This is a genomic window from Vibrio sp. EJY3 (genome assembly GCF_000241385.1).
Lineage (GTDB): Bacteria > Pseudomonadota > Gammaproteobacteria > Enterobacterales > Vibrionaceae > Vibrio > Vibrio natriegens.
Map to the genome: position 1 here is coordinate 1,905,043 of NC_016613.1, position 18,572 is coordinate 1,923,614.

The 18,572-nt window shown below is 44.2% G+C and carries 11 protein-coding genes; 8 read left to right on the top strand and 3 right to left on the bottom strand.

Annotated features, from left to right (window positions below; genetic code table 11):
- Window positions 1–50: 50 nt before the first annotated feature.
- On the bottom strand, window positions 51–506 hold the full coding sequence (locus tag VEJY3_RS08695; protein WP_014232082.1) for a methylglyoxal synthase: 456 nt from the start codon (window positions 504–506) through the stop codon (window positions 51–53).
- Window positions 507–684: 178 nt separating this feature from the next.
- A complete protein-coding gene (gene iolB, locus VEJY3_RS08700) occupies window positions 685–1,509 on the bottom strand; it encodes a 5-deoxy-glucuronate isomerase (protein ID WP_014232083.1) in 825 nt (274 codons plus the stop codon).
- Between the two features lie 816 nt (window positions 1,510–2,325).
- Here iolB and VEJY3_RS08705 point away from each other — a divergent pair.
- From VEJY3_RS08705 to VEJY3_RS08715, 3 genes are all read left to right on the top strand, one after another.
- Complete coding sequence (locus VEJY3_RS08705) at window positions 2,326–3,348, top strand: Gfo/Idh/MocA family protein (protein ID WP_014232084.1); 1,023 nt, start codon at window positions 2,326–2,328, stop codon at window positions 3,346–3,348.
- Between the two features lie 157 nt (window positions 3,349–3,505).
- Window positions 3,506–4,981 carry a sugar porter family MFS transporter gene (locus VEJY3_RS08710; RefSeq protein WP_014232085.1) on the top strand — a complete coding sequence of 492 codons (1,476 nt, stop codon included), beginning with the start codon at window positions 3,506–3,508 and terminating at the stop codon, window positions 4,979–4,981.
- A gap of 149 nt (window positions 4,982–5,130) precedes the next feature.
- Entirely contained in the window at window positions 5,131–6,036 is a 906-nt protein-coding gene (locus tag VEJY3_RS08715; RefSeq protein ID WP_014232086.1) for a sugar phosphate isomerase/epimerase, read from the top strand.
- A gap of 66 nt (window positions 6,037–6,102) precedes the next feature.
- Here the strand turns inward: VEJY3_RS08715 and VEJY3_RS08720 are convergent, their stop codons facing one another.
- On the bottom strand, window positions 6,103–7,119 hold the full coding sequence (locus tag VEJY3_RS08720; RefSeq protein WP_014232087.1) for a LacI family DNA-binding transcriptional regulator: 1,017 nt from the start codon (window positions 7,117–7,119) through the stop codon (window positions 6,103–6,105).
- A 245-nt stretch (window positions 7,120–7,364) separates the two neighbouring features.
- On the opposite strand from VEJY3_RS08720, the gene VEJY3_RS08725 reads away from it, so the two are divergent.
- The 5 genes from VEJY3_RS08725 to iolC (VEJY3_RS08745) all read left to right on the top strand — a co-directional run bounded on the left by VEJY3_RS08725 (window position 7,365) and on the right by iolC (VEJY3_RS08745) (window position 18,550).
- Window positions 7,365–8,303, top strand: a complete 939-nt coding sequence (locus VEJY3_RS08725) for a sugar phosphate isomerase/epimerase (protein WP_014232088.1) — start codon at window positions 7,365–7,367, stop codon at window positions 8,301–8,303.
- Window positions 8,304–8,675: 372 nt separating this feature from the next.
- Complete coding sequence (iolC, locus tag VEJY3_RS08730; RefSeq protein ID WP_041170339.1) at window positions 8,676–10,550, top strand: 5-dehydro-2-deoxygluconokinase; 1,875 nt, start codon at window positions 8,676–8,678, stop codon at window positions 10,548–10,550.
- Between the two features lie 469 nt (window positions 10,551–11,019).
- A complete protein-coding gene (adhE, locus tag VEJY3_RS08735) occupies window positions 11,020–13,716 on the top strand; it encodes a bifunctional acetaldehyde-CoA/alcohol dehydrogenase (protein WP_014232090.1) in 2,697 nt (898 codons plus the stop codon).
- Between the two features lie 568 nt (window positions 13,717–14,284).
- A complete protein-coding gene (gene iolD / locus VEJY3_RS08740) occupies window positions 14,285–16,216 on the top strand; it encodes a 3D-(3,5/4)-trihydroxycyclohexane-1,2-dione acylhydrolase (decyclizing) (protein ID WP_014232091.1) in 1,932 nt (643 codons plus the stop codon).
- Between the two features lie 459 nt (window positions 16,217–16,675).
- Window positions 16,676–18,550, top strand: a complete 1,875-nt coding sequence (gene iolC / locus VEJY3_RS08745) for a 5-dehydro-2-deoxygluconokinase (RefSeq protein ID WP_041170340.1) — start codon at window positions 16,676–16,678, stop codon at window positions 18,548–18,550.
- The last annotated feature ends 22 nt before the right edge of the window (window positions 18,551–18,572 follow it).

Here is an 18,572-nt window from a genome sequence, read left to right on the forward strand (position 1 = left end):
TTCATTCATTTCCTATAACCGATGTTCTTATTTAGGGTCTGAGGAAAAGGCTAGGTCCGGTTACTCAAATATTTTTCATAATCAGGAATTTCGATTTCCACCTCTCCCGAAATACACTCAGATGCAAACAAAAAATCCGCCGTCGCTTGATTTGTGGCAACAGGAATATTCCACACACTGGCAATACGAAGTAACGCCTTAACATCAGGGTCATGTGGCACCGAGTTTAGCGGGTCCCAAAAGAAGATCAGCATATCCAGACTCCCTTGAGATATGAGGCTTCCAATTTGCTGATCGCCACCCATTGGACCGCTAATCATGCTAATAATGGTTAAGTCGGTATTCTTCTGGATCATATGCCCCGTAGTACCAGTGGCATAAAGTGTGTGAGGTTTCAGTTGCTCTTGTTTTGCGCCAACCCACTTCAGGAGTTGAGCCTTACAGTTATCATGCGCAACTAACGCGATATGTTTACTCGCAGGTATGATTCGAGTTGTCGTATCCATAACAGTCTTCTTCTAAAAGTAAAAGGGAGTACTGAGCAGGTGTTCACTCAGCCATCGTTGGTGGGTATTTTCATTATTGATAAGAGCAAAGAAGCCATGAAAATCATGGCTTCTGGGGCGAACTTATTCTTTGTGATTCAGTTGGAGCCGAGACAAAATCGCCCTGCTCTATCGCAGATTAATCATGTTTTGCCGCATACTCTGGGCCATTAACCCAGTTATGGTCTTCTTCCCAAGTAAATAACCACTTACGTGAAGGGCCGGCCATAACATTGAGGTAATAGCTATCGTATCCCGCAATCGTCGCTACAGGGTGATACCCTTTCGGTGCCTTCACTACATCTTTGTTATAAGCAGCCATACACTCGTCTAATGAGCGGTCATCGGTATAAACACGTTGTAGAACAAACCCTTGCTCTGGGTTTAGTCGGTGATAATACGTCTCTTCAAGATAAGTCTCATTTGGCTCGTTTGCCGTGTCGTGTTTGTGGCTCGGGAAGGAACTTGTGCAGCCTTCATCAGTGTAAACTTCCACAACCAGCAATGTGTCTGCTTCGGCATAATCAGGAAGAATGTTGTGAACATAGCGTTTGTTGTTACCAACGCCTCTCGCTTCAGCATCGATATTTTCTGGTGCAATCAAACGAGTAGGATAAGTGCCTTTACTTGGAGAGGTACATACTGCCAGCTCAATATCTGTCAATGCCTTCACTTCACAGTTATCACTTGGTGTCACATAAACTGCATAAGGTTTTTTGCGCTCGAATGGACACATGCGATCACCAATATTCTCGTATGTTGCCGAGTCCGTCACCACAGTTGCCTTACCAGCAACCAATACCAGGCAAGTCTCTACTTCTGAAGCTGGCAGAGAAAGGCTTTCACCTGCTTTTAACTCATAAGCTTTAAATCCAACATATCCCCAATCAGCATTTTCTGGGGTAATGTTTTGAGTACAACCGTCAGATGGAGACGCTTGATATTTCGATAGTAGATTAGACATTCAACTGTTCCTTATGCGTATTAATGTGCACTTCCCAAATGGGCTTTACATTTCAATTTAACCCATAATATGAAATGAAGATTTCAAAAACAATGATAAAGATCGGCTAATACCCTTATGTAGAGTCTTCTTTAAGATTTTTCCCTTCACAACTGAACATAGATCACAAAATGATGCCCAGCCTCTATTAACACATTTTATGAAATGAAATTTTCACATCGAAAGATAACTTGAAGGCAACCAGGTGACTGATAACACTTAGCTTCTGGTCGTCGTCCGATCCATCGTACCTGTATAATGTAGGCCAACCATGGGTAGGTATAGATAAATAGCGTCCCATATACGCTGTATTTAGAATCAATAGCAATATTCTCGCTGCTATCAATTCACTGTGAAAACCCGTCATGTCCAGAAAACAAGCCTTATTGCGCAACTGAGTGACTATTTGCGAGACCACACAATCAGAATTTTCTTACTCTCCTTTCAGCTTAAGATCACATTTTGAACAAGCGGTTTATTGAAGAGAATACCCTTACCCCATTACTCTGTTTAGGTGCGGCAGACACCGTTATATCTAGCTATACGCTCTACTTTTAAGTCAGTGATTTAATGAAATAGAACATTCACTTTAAATAAAAAACAAAACAAATATTCCATTTTAAGTTCTACTTCACATTTGCTTGGCAACGCGAATGCTATATTAGCCTCCAGATTATCGGTAAATGAGTAAGTTACTTACTAATTCAATAATCAAAGTCTGAATGGTGAAACAAAAAAATCACTATCCGCACAAAAACATAATTAAGGATGAATATCATGTCTTTAAACATTACTGATCTAAAAGTAGGTGTAATTGGTGTTGGTGCTATCGGTAAAGAGCACATCAAACGTGTGAACTATCTCACGGGTGCTCATGTGACCGCGGTATTTGACGTGAATAATGACCAAGTACGCTCATGGCTGACTCAAGAAAATATTGAAGCGGAAGTTTTTGATAATGGTGTTGACCTAATCAATTCCGATATGGTCGATGCAATCGTTGTCGCATCTTGGGGCCCAACGCACGAAGAGTTCGTACTAGCAGCAATCGAAGCTGGTAAATACGTAATGTGTGAAAAGCCATTAGCAGTAACGGAAGAAGGCTGTCGCCGTATCATTGATGCTGAAATGGCTTGCGGTAAGCGCCTTGTTCAGGTTGGCTTCATGCGTCGTTACGACAAATCATACCGCCAGCTCAAATCCGTACTTGATCAAAAGATCATTGGGGAGCCATTAACGCTAAATGCCTGGCACCATGCACCAGAAGCACCAGGGTTTAGTGGTGACATGGCGATTACTGACTCATTCGTTCATGAAGCAGACGTTCTACGCTGGCTATTGGATGAAGACTACGCGACAGCACAGGTTATTCTTCCTCGTAAAACTCAAATCTCTTCTGAGCCAGAGTTACAAGATCCACACATCATGATTCTAAGTACTAAATCTGGTGTTCATATCTCGGTTCAGAGCTTCGTATTCTGTCAGTATGGCTACGATATTCAATGTCAGATTACCGGTGAGAAAGGTGTTGCTGCCCTTCCTGATCCTGCGACAACTGTGATTCGTACCAACGCGACACTACAACAAGAAATTTTTGTAGATTGGAAAGACCGCTTCTTTGACGCCTTCGACGTTGAATTCCAAGAATGGATTGATGGCGCTCGTGCTGGCCAACTAACAGGCCCAACGTCATGGGACGGCTACTGCGTATCAGTAACGATCGATGCTTGTGTGAAAGCAAAATACTCTGGTGGCATTGAGAAAATCGAACTTCCAGAAAAACCTGAATTCTACAACTAATCAATGATTTATAAATCATTAGGTTACAAATTCAAAATCTAAACAATTTATATCGAGTAATACCTACAGTGTATACGGGTGCAGGGATTTGCACCCGGTTGCAACAAAGCAGTTCTGTTGCCCTACACAGAAAAATAAAATTCATTTAGGAGGATTCATGTCCACTAATAATCAAACTGTAGATACAAGTTATAATTTACGTTATATCCTCGTCATCTGTGCTGTTGCAGCGCTTGGTGGCCTGCTACTAGGTTATGACACCGCAGTAATTTCTGGTGCAATTACCCCTATTGCCACCTACTTTGAACTAAGTTCTATCGGCGTCGGTTGGGCTGTATCAAACGTTGCCATTGGTTGTATTATCGGTGCGTTCCTATCCGGTAAGGTCGCTGATAAATACGGCCGTAAAAAGGCCCTCATTTTATCCGCCATTTTATTTACTATTTCAGCGATTGGTGCAGCCCTTGTTGACACGTTCTTCTGGTTTATCGTTTATCGCATGATTGGCGGATTAGCGGTTGGTATTGCCTCTTCCGTATCACCGATGTACATGTCAGAAGTCTCACCGAAGAAAATCCGTGGTCGTGCGTTAAGTTCGCAAAACTTTGCCATCGTATTCGGTCAAGTGGTTATCTTCGTTGTTAACTTCTTAATTGCTCAAGGTATGACTCACGAATGGCTGGTTGATGTAGGCTGGCGTATCATGATTGGTTCTGAAGCTATCCCATGTGCGTTGTTTGTTCTTGCATCATTCTTCATCCCTGAGTCGCCTCGTTGGTTAGTGCTTGTAGGACGCGAAAAAGAAGCGCTTGAAGTCACTGGTAAAATCTTCAACCCTGCTTATGCGCCTACGGTTATTAACGCGATTCATAACTCTATCCACGAAGAAGCAGAAAACAAAGCGCAAGTTGAAAAGCTTCAAGTTCACAAACAACGCCGCTTTTGGGTTTTCGTTTTCATCGCAACCATGATTGTTATCTTCCAACAGGCAAGTGGTGTAAACGTAATGATGTACTTCGCACCAGTTGTACTTGAAAAAGTAACAGGTAACAGCCAGGTCGCGCTCTTCTTGACTATTTGGGTCGGTGTGATTCAGCTAGTGGGTACCCTAATCGGTTCTCTGCTCATGGACAAAGTTGGTCGCAAACCACTGCTAAAAATTGGTTCATTGGGTGCCACGTTTGGCCTGCTGTTGACGTCTTACTTCATTTACCAATCTGCAGGTTTGCAAGGTGAAGCCGCTATCCAAATGGGTTACTGGACACTGTTTGGCATGATGGTATTCATGATTTGCTTTGCGTTCTCATGGAGCCTAGGTGCATGGATTGTCGTATCTGAAATCTTCCCTAACCGCTACCGTGGTTTAGGTATGTCATTTGCTATCGGTGGCCTTTGGGTAACTAACTTCCTGATTGGGCTAATCTTCCCGGTAATGAATGACAGCCCGCTTCTCAATGAGATGTTCCGTGGCGCATTCCCGATGTGGGTATTTGCTTTCTTCATGATTGTTTCTTATTTCTTCGTAAATCGCTACCTACCAGAAACCAATGGTGTAGCACTAGAGAGAATGGAAGAGCATGTTATGACTAACTGGAACCGCCAACAGACCAAAAAAGTAGACGTACCTGCTTAATAGGTCCAATAAACCCACTGGCAATTTGTCGCTCATACTTAGGAATGTATCGATGAGAGACAAATTGCCAGACTAACTAATAACGACTTAATAATTACACGTGAAATCAATAATAGGTTGATTGATATACACTTTATTTGGAGGTTTTTATGAAAATCGCATTCGACGTTGATGTACTAGCAAAACAAATGAGTATCCCGGATATGGTGCACAAAGTTGCAGATTGGGGTTACAAGTATATCGAGCAATCGCCTCATCCACGTATCAACCCGTTCTACAAGCACCCACTATTTTCTCGTGAGTGTGAAAGAGAATACAAAACTGCCCTACGTCAGGCTGGCGTTGAACTCTCTTCTTTTATCGTTGTTTATCGTTGGTCAGGCCCAACAGAAGAACAACGTAAACATGCAGTAGCAAACTGGAAAAAAATCGTAGAAATCGCCGTTAACATGGGTGTAGAAGTAATCAACACAGAACTTTCGGGTGATCCAAACCAACAAGAAATCTGTAACGGAATGTGGTTCCGCTCTATGGATGAATTACTACCTCTATTTGAAAGAGAAGGCATTCGTGTCGAAGTGCAATCGCATCCATGGGATTTCTGTGAACTGAATAATGAAACCTGTGACCTGGTTAAGTCCTACCGTTCGGACAATCTAAAGTACGTATACTCTGCGCCTCACGGTTTCTTCTATGATCAAGGCAAAGGTGACGTTCGCTCAATGCTAGAGTATGCAGGTGACGATCTTTCTCATGTATTGTTCGCTGATACCTTCAACCAAACATTGGATTGTCGTTATATCGCTAACCCACCTTGGTTGAACAATCAAGGTCGCAGTGATGTGGCTATCCACCAGCACTTAGCGATGGGTGAAGGCGATGTAGATTTCGATACTATGTTCTCAACACTAAGAGATATGGATTTTGCGAATAAGAAATTCGCAGTCGGTGGTGATTCAATTGCTTGTGTCTCTTATTTTGGATTCCCAGAAAAGATGGACGAGCAAGCACCAGCGGCAAGAGAGCGTTTAGAAAGAGAATTCTTACTTCGATAATATAATAGTTCTAACTATTATCCAGGCACGGGGCAATATTATTTGTCCCGTACCATTAGAATATTATTATTGTCGATTTATTAAATGTGATTGACGTGTTATTAGCGTTCCAGGCATAAGTATTTTGTTGTTACTATTAATATCAGAATTAAGTAGTTCAACAGATTTACTAACCAAAGGTATAAGTTCCTGCCTGAATGTCGTGAGGCTATATTTAGGGGATGACGCTAGATCTATATCGTCAAATCCTACAATAGCAATAGTGTTATCAATTTTGTGGTGATGTAATGCATCCAAAGCACCTATGGCTAAAATATCATTCTCACAAAAAATAGCGTCAACTCTCTGATTAACATCGGTTGTTTTTATGTAGTCAGAAAGGCAATTAAATGCGAGGTCTCTGGCATAGTGTTTGATATTAAATCTGTGCTCGAGTGGTATATCACACTCAGAAAGTCGACTGTTAAAACCTTGAAAGCGTAGCAGCCCTGTTGATTTTTGTTCTGGGCCAGACATGTAAGCCATTCTTTTATAACCTAATTTCATGAAAAGATTGGCCACTTGCTGACCCGCTGATATGCCATCAGTGCTGACAGAGTGAACGTTTGGCGTATCACAATGACGATACAGAGAAATGAGAGGAATATGCTCAATGTTTTTTTCAACGATTTCTTGAGGTAAGTCGGTGCCAAGAAATATGATGCCGTCGACTTGCAACTGACCTGCTAACGTAAGGGCATTCTTATAGTCTTTTTTAGAATGAATATTGAGAACTATCGGAATTAACCCCTTATTTTGTAGTTTTGATGTGAGTTCATCAAAAACAGTCAAAACAACCGGAGATCCTAACTCTGAAATAAGTATAGCGACCATATTTGTTTTATTTTTTGCTAGGCTTCTTGCAAGTAAGTTAGGCTTATAGCCAAGTTCTTCAGCGGCTTTTAGCACTTTATTTAAACTAGACTCAGAAATTGAAGAACCCTGAGTAAATGCTCGGGAAACAGTCCATTTTGATACACCTGCAAGTTTTGCCACATCACGAGCAGTGATATTTTTTGTGACTTTGTCTTTATTTTCTTTCATTGGCTCAACAATTATATTGACAGTTTATTTTTATAGGATTTAAATTGATTTTAAAATAATCATGACTCTGTGACTATATAAAATCACGAAATAATACAAAGTGTCATTAATCGCACCGTTGATCAATCTTTTTGGTCAACAAATGCGAAACTAACCAACTTTGCACCCGGTTGCAAAAAGGTGCTAAGAGATTTATCCAGTTTTTGAATCAAAAGTGAACAATTTAGAATATCGAGGTTAATACTATGCAACTAGCAATTTGTACTGATGTATACGCAGATCTTTCATTCACAGACATGTTAGATAAAGTAAAGTCAATGGGTATTGACGCTGTAGAAATGACAGCCGGTGGCTGGGGTGCGCGTAAGCATGTGAACACTCAAGAGCTTCTGGGCGATGAAACCAAACTTCAGGCGTTCCAAGCTGAGCTAGAAAAACGTGGTATGCGTATTTCTGCTTTGAATACATCTTGTAACCCGCTTTGGCCATCAGAAACGGGCGAGCAATACGCGAAGAGCATGTACGAGTGTGCAACATTAGCTGGCAAACTTGGCGTGAAAAAAATTGTTGCTATGGCTGGTTTACCTGCTGGTTCTCCTGAAGACAGAACACCAAACTGGATCACATCGACAGTATCTTGGCCTGATTTCATGGCACCAGCTTACGAGTACCAATGGGAAGTTACCATCAAGTTTTGGTCTGAATATGTCGATCACTGCAAGAAGTGCGGCGTAGAACAAATCGCGATCGAAGAGTTTCCTGGCACTATGGTTTGGAGTGCGTCAACGCTGCTTAAACTGCGTAACGCGGTTGACCCAATGATCGGTATCAACCTTGACCCATCTCACATGATCATTCTTGGTGCTGACCCGATTGCCGCAGCTCGCGCTCTAAAAGGCTGTATCTACCACGTACACGGCAAAGATGCTCGTATCGAACGTGGTCTAGCTGACATTGATGGCCTGTTAGAGCCACGCCCAGTTGAAGACAGTGCAGACCGTACCTGGAACTACGTTGCAGTAGGTTGTGGTCAAGATCTTCAGTGGTGGAAAGAGTTTTTCTCAGTATGTCATATGATGGGCTACAACGGTGATGTATCACTAGAGATGGAAGACCTGACCATGACAGTGGATGCTGGTGTTGAAACCTCTATCGACGCTTTGAAAGCAACAATCAGCCAGTAATTGCTATTCTCTGTTGTTTAGGTGCTAAGATATCGAAGCCCAACAAACACGCTGAATGAAATTACATCGAATGGAGTAGCTCATACGAGTTGCTCCATTTTTGCGTAAGAGGGTTTCCAGCGCTCATTTGGTCCCCTTCCCTAGCTGGCAGAAAGTAGTGAACCAATCTCTACTCCAACCTATTTGTACGATATGGAATAAAAATTTCATCATATAATTTGTGAATTCAACACCCATCACACAACAGGAGTTTAATTTCACTTACAATCAGTAATGAAATAAAAATTCCACAAATTTAAAGCAGTTCGCTTGTTAACGCGATACCGTGAGAGGCTCAAAGTGAAAACTGAAAAGAAATTAGACCTGATTTGTATGGGGCGAATCGCTGTTGACCTTTACGGCCAACAAGTCGGCTCTCGTTTAGAAGATATGGGCACGTTCGCCAAGTATCTCGGTGGGTCTTCCGGTAACGTTGCTTATGGAACTGCCGTTCAAGGCCTTAAATCTTCAATGCTTGCCCGCGTTGGCGATGAACATATGGGACGTTTCTTACGTGAAGAACTGGAAAAAGTGGGTTGCGACACCAGCCACCTTATTACCGATAAAGAACATCTTACTGGCCTAGTCATTTTAGGCATCAAAGACGAAGACACCTTTCCACTGATCTTTTACCGTGAAAACTGCGCTGACATGGCAATCAGCAAAGAGGATTTTACAGAAGAGTACATCGCATCAGCGCGCTGTCTCGCTATCACTGGTACGCACTTGTCAAACCCAAAAACTCGCGACGCCGTCTTGACTGCCCTTGAATATGCCCGCCGTAACGGAGTTAAAACCGCGCTTGATATTGATTATCGTCCTGTGCTGTGGGGCCTAACGTCACTGGGTGACGGTGAAACCCGTTTTATCGCATCAGATAAAGTGACCGAAGAACTGCAAGACGTTTTGGGGTTATTCGATGTAATTGTCGGAACAGAAGAAGAGTTCCACATTTGTGGCGGCTCAACAGATACCGTTGAAGCACTCAAGGCCGTACGTAAGGTTTCTGACGCAGAATTGGTTTGTAAACGCGGTGCTCTTGGTTGTTCTGTCTACACGGATGCAATCCCAGAAACACTGGATGAAGGCATTACTGTACACGGTGTGCGTGTGGATGTGTTGAACGTGCTTGGCGCTGGTGACGCATTCATGTCTGGTCTTCTTCGTGGCTACCTCAACGGTGAAGGATGGGAAAAAGCGTGCACTTATGCCAACGCTTGTGGCGCACTGGTGGTATCTCGTCATGGCTGTGCTCCCGCAATGCCAACCAAAGTCGAGTTAGACAACTATTTAACTCGCGCTAACGATGTTAAGCGCCCTGATTTAGATCCTCAGCTTAACCACTTGCACCGAGTAACGACACGTAAAACAGGAGCATGGGACGAATTATGTATATTAGCGTTCGATCATCGCAGCCAATTGGTCGATATGGCGAAAGAAGTCGGTGCAGATGTTGGAAAAATTCCAGCGCTGAAAAAGCTCATTCTCGAAGCGAGTCGTCAGGTAAGTAGAGAAGCCGGTTTAAAAGGTCAGTCAGGACTCCTTTGTGATAGCACCTTCGGTCAGGATGTGCTTAATGACGTAACGGGTGACAATTGGTGGATCGGTCGTCCAATCGAAATGCCTGGATCTCGCCCTCTAGAGTTCGAACACGGCAACATTGGATCGCAACTGATCGACTGGCCTTTAGAGCATGTGGTGAAATGCCTGGTGTTCTACAGCCCGGAAGACGATGAAAGCATGCGCACTCTGCAAGAGAAGAAAATAGCAGAAGCGTACCACGCCTGTCTTAAGTCTGGGCATGAACTGCTACTCGAAGTCATCCTGCCCGAGAGTGTAGTGAAAGAAGATCGCTTATACATTGAAGCTGTAAGCCGCTTCTACTCTTTGGGCATTAAGCCAGATTGGTGGAAATTACCAGCGCTTGAAAGCGATTCATGGAACACGATGAACAGCTTAATCATCGAACAAGATCCATATTGTCGTGGTGTGGTGATTCTCGGTCTGGATGCCCCTGTAGAAGAGCTTAAAAAAGGCTTTGACCAAACAACTGGGCACGATTTAATTAAAGGTTTTATGGTTGGCCGAACTATATTTGGCGAGCCATCTAAAGAATGGTTGTCTGGAAATATTAATAACCAAGCGTTTATTAACAAAATAAAATCAAATTACCACGAAATAATCCACCTTTGGAAAAACAGAGGATAATATTCCTGAAGATAATGTGCCCTTATATTACACATCATCTTATACAAACAGCTAGAGCGAAAAATAATTGAACAAGTAAATGGGAAAACAGGTGTGCAACTCAGACTACTCAGCACGAGGCGCGCCTGAACTTTCACAAGCCAACGGCCTTAAACAACCTTAAGTCATTGTTAATATGAAACTTAACGTTATTTAGCCCTATCCTTTTTTACATTCAAAGGATAAGGCGTCATAAGCTTAGTAAACTCGTACATTCGTTTTCCTGTAAACCGTGAATATTGATCACCCCATAACCTCTGTGAAAACAAGGCAAATTCCGTATGGGTAAAATAATTAAACAAACAGAAACTTTCTTATTTTAATTATTTATTTTTCTGAATTAAACAATGAGTTAACGAGGTCTGAATATTTAAATTCAGGCCTGTCACATGATTTTTAGAAATGAAACCTTAAATTATTGGAGTAATCTATGCCAGTCACTAATATTAAAGAACTAGATGCCCTCGTCACTCGCGTTAAGAAAGCGCAAGAAGAGTTCTCTACTTACTCTCAAGAGCAAGTAGACAAAATCTTCCGTGCCGCTTCTCTTGCCGCTAACCAAGCTCGTATCCCTCTAGCGCAGCAAGCGGTTGAAGAATCTGGTATGGGTATTGTTGAAGATAAAGTAATCAAGAACCACTTCGCTTCTGAGTTTATCTACAACAAATACAAAGACGAACAGACTTGTGGCATCCTGGAAGAGGATGACAACCTGGGTACGATGACTATCGCTGAGCCTGTAGGCATCATCTGCGGTATCGTACCAACCACTAACCCAACTTCGACTGCGATCTTCAAATCTCTAATCTCTCTGAAGACTCGTAACGGTATCATCTTCTCACCACACCCACGTGCGAAAAACTCTACTAACGATGCAGCGAAACTTGTTCTGGATGCAGCAGTAGCAGCGGGCGCACCAAAAGACATCATTGGTTGGATCGACCAACCTTCAGTTGAGCTTTCAAACGCTCTAATGAAACACGATGACATCGCACTTATCCTTGCAACTGGTGGTCCAGGCATGGTTAAAGCCGCTTACTCTTCTGGTAAGCCAGCAATCGGTGTAGGTGCAGGTAACGTTCCAGTTGTTATCGATGAAACGGCTGACATCAAACGTGCGGTGGCTTCTATCCTAATGTCTAAAACATTCGATAACGGCGTAGTGTGTGCTTCTGAGCAGGCTGCAATCGTGGTTGACGAAGTATACGACGAAGTGAAAGAGCGTTTCGCAACGCACAAAGCTTACGTACTAAGCAAAGCTGAAGCAGAGAAAGTTCGTAAAGTTCTGCTTATCGACGGCGCACTAAACGCGAAAATCGTTGGCCAACCAGCAGCGGCTATCGCTGAAATGGCTGGCGTTAAAGTGCCTGCAGACACTAAAGTGCTTGTTGGTGAAGGTCTGGGTAAAGTTTCTTACGACGACGCATTCGCTCACGAGAAACTGTCTCCGACACTAGGTCTGTTCCGTGCTGACAACTTCGAAGACGCGGTTGCTCAAGCGGTAACAATGGTTGAAATCGGCGGTATCGGCCACACTTCTGGTCTGTACACTAACCAAGACGTTAACGCTGACCGCATCCGTTACTTCGGTGACAAGATGAAGACGGCTCGTATCCTAATCAACATCCCGACTACTCACGGTGGTATCGGTGACTTGTACAACTTCAACGTTGCTCCTTCTCTAACGCTAGGTTGTGGTTCATGGGGTGGTAACTCTATCTCTGAGAACGTAGGTCCTAAACACCTAATCAACAAGAAAACTGTTGCGAAGCGAGCTGAAAACATGTTGTGGCATAAACTACCTAAGTCAATCTACTTCCGTCGCGGTAGCCTTCCAATCGCGCTTGGCGACCTAGAAGGTAAGAAACGCGCATTCCTGGTAACTGACCGTTTCCTATTCAACAACGGTTACGCAGATGACGTAGTGAAACTACTGAAAGCACAAGGTATGGAAGTTCAAACGTTCTTCGACGTTGAAGCTGACCCAACGCTGTCTGTAGTAGAGAAAGGTGCTGCTCAAATGGCGAGCTACCAACCAGACGTGATCCTAGCTCTAGGCGGTGGTTCACCAATGGATGCTGCGAAAATCATGTGGGTAATGTACGAGCACCCAGAAACGCACTTCGAAGAACTTGCAATGCGCTTTATGGACATCCGTAAACGTATCTACAAGTTCCCTAAAATGGGTCAAAAAGCTGAGCTTGTATGTATCACTACAACTTCAGGTACGGGTTCAGAAGTTACTCCATTCGCGGTTGTTACTGACGACAAGACTGGTGCTAAATACCCACTAGCGGACTACGAGCTAACCCCTAACATGGCTATCGTTGATGCGAACCTTGTTATGAACATGCCTAAGTCGCTAACCGCATTCGGTGGTTACGATGCAGTAACTCACGCTCTGGAAGCTTACGTATCTGTTCTAGCGAACGAATACTCTGACGGTCAGGCTCTGCAAGCACTTAAGATGCTAAAAGAGTACCTACCATCTAGCTACGCGAACGGTGCAAACGACCCAATCGCTCGTGAGAAAGTACACAACGCAGCAACTATCGCTGGAGTGGCATTTGCGAACGCATTCCTAGGTGTTTGTCACTCAATGGCGCACAAACTAGGTGCTGAGTTCCACGTACCACACGGTTTGGCTAACGCACTGCTTATCTCTAACGTTGTACGTTACAACGCGAACGACAACCCAACTAAGCAAACTGCGTTCTCTCAATACGACCGTCCACAAGCACGTCGTCGTTACGCTGAAGTTGCTGACCACCTAGGCCTAAGCCAGGCTGGTGACCGCACTGCTCAGAAGATTGAACGTCTACTAGCATGGATGGATGAGCTAAAAGCTAACCTGGACATCCCAATGTCTATTCAGGCGGCGGGGATTAATGAAGCCGACTTCCTGAATAAGGTCGAACAGCTAGCGATAGAGGCGTTTGATGACCAATGTACTGGTGCCAACCCTCGCTACCCACTCATTGGTGAGTTAAGAGACATTCTCAAAGACTCTTTCTACGGACGCGCTTATACCGAGTCAGAGACAGAAAACGGCGTGACCGATAAAGAGGCCGAAAAGAAACCCGCAAAGCGTAACGTAAAAGCAACCAGCAAAGCTGCGTTGGCATAGCCACCCAAACACGCCTCCTCTACGTCTGAGGGGGCGTTAGCCTCCGGCTACATACTCTCCATCAAAGTGGTCTCTCTGATACGTCACAGCTCCACCAAACATTCTTATCAATGTACATCATCGCTTGCTTCTCAATGTCCACCACGCCTATACGTTACCTATCTCATTAAAAATCGATGCCTTGATACATGACACTATTGTCGTCGCTTTTAATGTAACTTTTTAACGGCTTCAATCGACTTTATTAATGCCTTAGGAGATCGAATTTTCACAAGCTCTAACGTCAAGAAGTTGGCAAATTTAAATTTTCACTCTCTTTTATCTAATGAAATGAAAATTTCGCAATTTTGCAAAAAGTATCATCCATCACACCATTATTTTGTTTTTAGTGAATCAACACGCCACAATCTAATCAGGATCACAAAAGCCAACAACATTTCAGAAAAACATTGCAATGAAATAAATGTTCCATAATATCTAAATCATTAGATTTAATATGCTAGCAAGGCATCAGGTCACAAGTTTCGTCTCACCTGCTGTCGACTAAATTATCTGGAGTAAAGTGGTTATGAACACGATTAAAATGACAACCGCACAAGCGCTGGTTAAGTTTATGAATCAACAGTATGTTGAGTTCGATGGAATAGAACACAAGTTTATTCATGGCATCTTTACCATCTTTGGTCATGGCAATGTTGTCGGTCTGGGACAAGCACTAGAAGAAGACGCTGGCTCACTTGAGGTATATCAGGGCTGTAACGAACAAGGTATGGCTCATATCGCGATGGGTTACGCGAAACAAAATAAGCGCAAAAAGATCTATGCCGTCACCTCTTCTGTCGGCCCTGGCGCAGCAAACATGGTAACAGCAGCAGCGACAGCAACAGCGAACCGCATCCCAGTGCTTTTCCTACCGGGAGATACTTACGCGACTCGCCAGCCAGATCCTGTTCTACAGCAAGTTGAGCAGTATCACGATGCATCAATCAGCACCAACGACTGCTTCAAACCCGTTTCACGTTACTGGGATCGCATTACTCGCCCAGAGCAACTGATGTCTGCAATGGTCAACGCGATGCGTGTATTGACGGATCCAGCCGACACTGGCGCAGTCACGATTTGTTTACCACAAGATGTGCAGGGTGAAGCTTACGACTTCCCAGAGTACTTCTTCAAAAAACGCGTACACCGCATTGAACGTCGTCCAGCGACTAACCCAATGATTGATGACGCGGTTGCTCTAATTAAGAGCAAGAAGAAACCGATGCTTATTTGTGGTGGTGGCGTACGTTATTCAGAAGCACACGATGCATTCCGTCAGTTTGCTGAGCGACACAATATTCCTTTCGGTGAAACTCAAGCGGGTAAGAGTGCGATTGTCCACGACCACGAACTTAACTTGGGTGGCGTAGGTACCACAGGTTGTCTTGCTGCTAACCGAATTGCGCGTGATACAGACTTAGTCATTGGTGTGGGTACTCGCTTTACCGATTTCACCACATGCTCTAAATCACTATTCCAGAACCCAGATGTGGATTTCTTAACCATCAACGTCTCTGAGTTTGATGCAAGCAAATTAGATGCAACTTCGGTTGTCGCTGACGCCCATATCGCTCTCGAAGCAATCGGTGAAAAGTTAGCTCAACTTGGCTATGTAAGTGGCTACAGCGACGAAATTAAAGCAGCTAAACAAGCTTGGGACAAAGAACTAACCCGCTTATTCAATGTTCAAATAGGCGAAGGTTTCGTTCCGGAAATCGGTGGTCACTTTGATGATGAGTTGGCGGAATACCGTGAAGCACTTAATACCGACTTAGCCCAAACCCGCGTACTAGGCTTGCTAGATGAACATCTTGAACCTGATGCCATTATTGTCGGTGCAGCCGGTTCACTCCCTGGCGATCTGCAGCGTGTTTGGCGACCAAAACGTCCGGACACTTACCACATGGAGTATGGCTATTCATGCATGGGCTACGAAGTGGCCGCCTCGATTGGTGCAAAAATTGCGAATCCAGAGCAACCTGTTTATACCATGGTCGGTGACGGTTCCTATATGATGCTGCATTCAGAGCTACAAACATCGATTCAGGAAGGCGTGAAAATCAACGTACTCTTGTTTGATAACGCGGCATTTGGCTGTATCAATAACTTGCAGATGAACCATAAAATGGGCAGCTTCGGCACCGAAAACCGTTTCAAAGACCCGAAAACAGGCAAGATGAGCGGTGGATTAGTGCCTGTTGATTTTGCAAAAAACGCTGAGAGTTACGGCTGTAAAGCCTACCGAGTGCATACAGAAGAAGAGCTCATCGCCGCATTGGCTGATGCTAAACAGCAAACGGTATCAACCCTGATTGATATAAAAGTGCTACCGAAAACCATGACAAACGACTACGAGTCATGGTGGCGCTGTGGTACGGCTCAAGTCGCTGCGAAACCAGAGATTGAAGCTAATGCTCAGGAAAACTTAGAGAAATTGAAAAAAGCGCGTCAGTACTAAACGATCCAGAGCTCGGGGTAAATAAAGTCTCACTCACTTCCTCACCCTGAGCTCAGGATAAATACTAACAATAAGTTTAATCGAGCGGTTTGCCCGTCCAGCGTGACTCCTGAGACGGGCTTTTTTATTTGTCGTAGTTCGAAATATCGTCTTGGCTAGAACGAGCCACCAGCACTTAAGCCCTATCTTTCAGCTGCACGAATCCATTTTTTCAACTTCCAATAACATTTGAAATTTATTTTCCGACTTGATCACAAAACGAATCAAATATCCCACTTTAAATTGAAAATGAAACAAATATTCCGTATAAAGGTTTTATTGAAACGTGAAACGCATATGGGCATTGCCTTAACGCAGACACAAAAACTTTAGCATTGGAACCATCCTAGTGATGACGGTAAGAGTTTAAGCTCTGAGGAGAAGAATGTGAGTATTGAGAAAAAGCTAGATGTCATTTGTATGGGCCGCATTGCGGTTGATCTTTACGGTCAACAGATCGGCGCTCGTTTAGAAGACATGGGATCTTTTAATAAGTACCTTGGTGGCTCATCAGGTAATGTGGCTTACGGCACAGCAGTACAAGGATTGAAATCATCAATGCTTGCACGCGTTGGTGACGAGCACATGGGCCGTTTCCTACGTGAAGAACTCGAGCGTGTTGGCTGTGATACTAGTCACTTGATCACTGACAAAGAGCGTTTGACGGGTCTGGTTATTCTGGGCATCAAAGACGAAGATACTTTCCCTCTGATCTTCTGCCGCGAAAACTGTGCTGACATGGCAATCAGCAAAGATGACTTTACTGAAGAGTACATCGCGTCTGCTCGCTGCCTGGCAATCACTGGTACTCACCTATCCAATCCAAAAACGCGCGAAGCCGTACTTACCGCATTGAAATACGCTCGTCGCAATGGTGTAAAAACGGCGCTAGACATCGACTACCGCCCAGTACTTTGGGGGCTGACTTCATTGGGTGATGGCGAAACTCGTTACATCGCTTCAGACAAAGTGACTCAAGAACTGCAAGAAGTACTTGGCCTGTTCGATGTTATTGTCGGCACAGAAGAAGAGTTCCATATTTGTGGTGGTACAGATAACACTATCGATGCACTAAAAGCCGTACGTAAAGTTTCTGATGCTGAGTTGGTTTGTAAACGCGGTGCACTAGGTTGCTCTGTTTACAGCGAAGAAGTGCCAAACGATCTTGATGATGGTCTGACAATTCACGGCGTTCGCGTTGACGTGCTTAACGTTCTGGGCGCTGGCGATGCATTCATGTCTGGTTTGCTACGTGGCTACCTAAACGACGAAGGCTGGGAAAAAGCATGTGCATACGCTAACGCCTGTGGTGCATTGGTGGTTTCTCGTCACGGCTGTGCTCCGGCAATGCCAACTAAGTTAGAACTTGATAATTACATCACTCGCGCTGCTGATGTGAAACGCCCTGATCTGGATGTAGAGCTCAACCACCTACACCGCGTTACGACACGTAAAGCTCCTCAGTGGGATGAGTTATGTGTGATGGCATTTGACCACCGAAGCCAACTTGAAGACATGGCTCGTGAAGCGGGTACAGACACTGCACGAATCAAGACACTGAAAAAACTTATCTTTAAAGCAAGCCAACAAGTCGCACAAGAAGCGAACTTAGCGGGTAAAGCAGGCTTACTGTGTGATAGCACATTCGGCCAAGATGTACTCAATGAAGTGACAGGACAAGGTTGGTGGATTGGCCGTCCTATCGAGTTACCGGGTTCACGCCCACTGCGCTTAGAGCACGGTAACATCGGTTCTCAATTAATTGACTGGCCTCTTGAGCACGTGGTGAAGTGTTTGGTGTTCTACAGCCCAGAAGACGAGCTAGATATCCGTACAGAGCAAGAAGAACTGGTTCAAGAAGTCTACCAGGCATGTTGTAAATCTGGTCATGAGTTGCTACTGGAAGTCATCCTGCCTGCTGGCGTGAAGAAAGAAGACAGACTTTACATTCAGGCTCTGGAGCGTTTCTACGACCTGGGTATCAAGCCAGACTGGTGGAAACTGCCTGCTCTTGAAGCCGATAGCTGGGACACGGTCAGCTCAGTAGTCACAGAGCGCGATGCATTCTGCCGTGGCGTAGTCATCCTAGGCCTAGATGCACCTCAGGAAGAGCTACAAAAAGGCTTTAATGCAACTGCGGGTAAAGAGATCGTAAAAGGGTTCGCGGTTGGTCGTACGCTATTTGGTGAGCCATCACGTCAATGGCTGGCGAATAGCATTAACGATGAAACGCTGATCGAAAATATCAAGCAGAACTACCACAACCTGATTGCACTTTGGCGTCAGCGTGGTTAATTCCCAATAAAAACGCTAGATA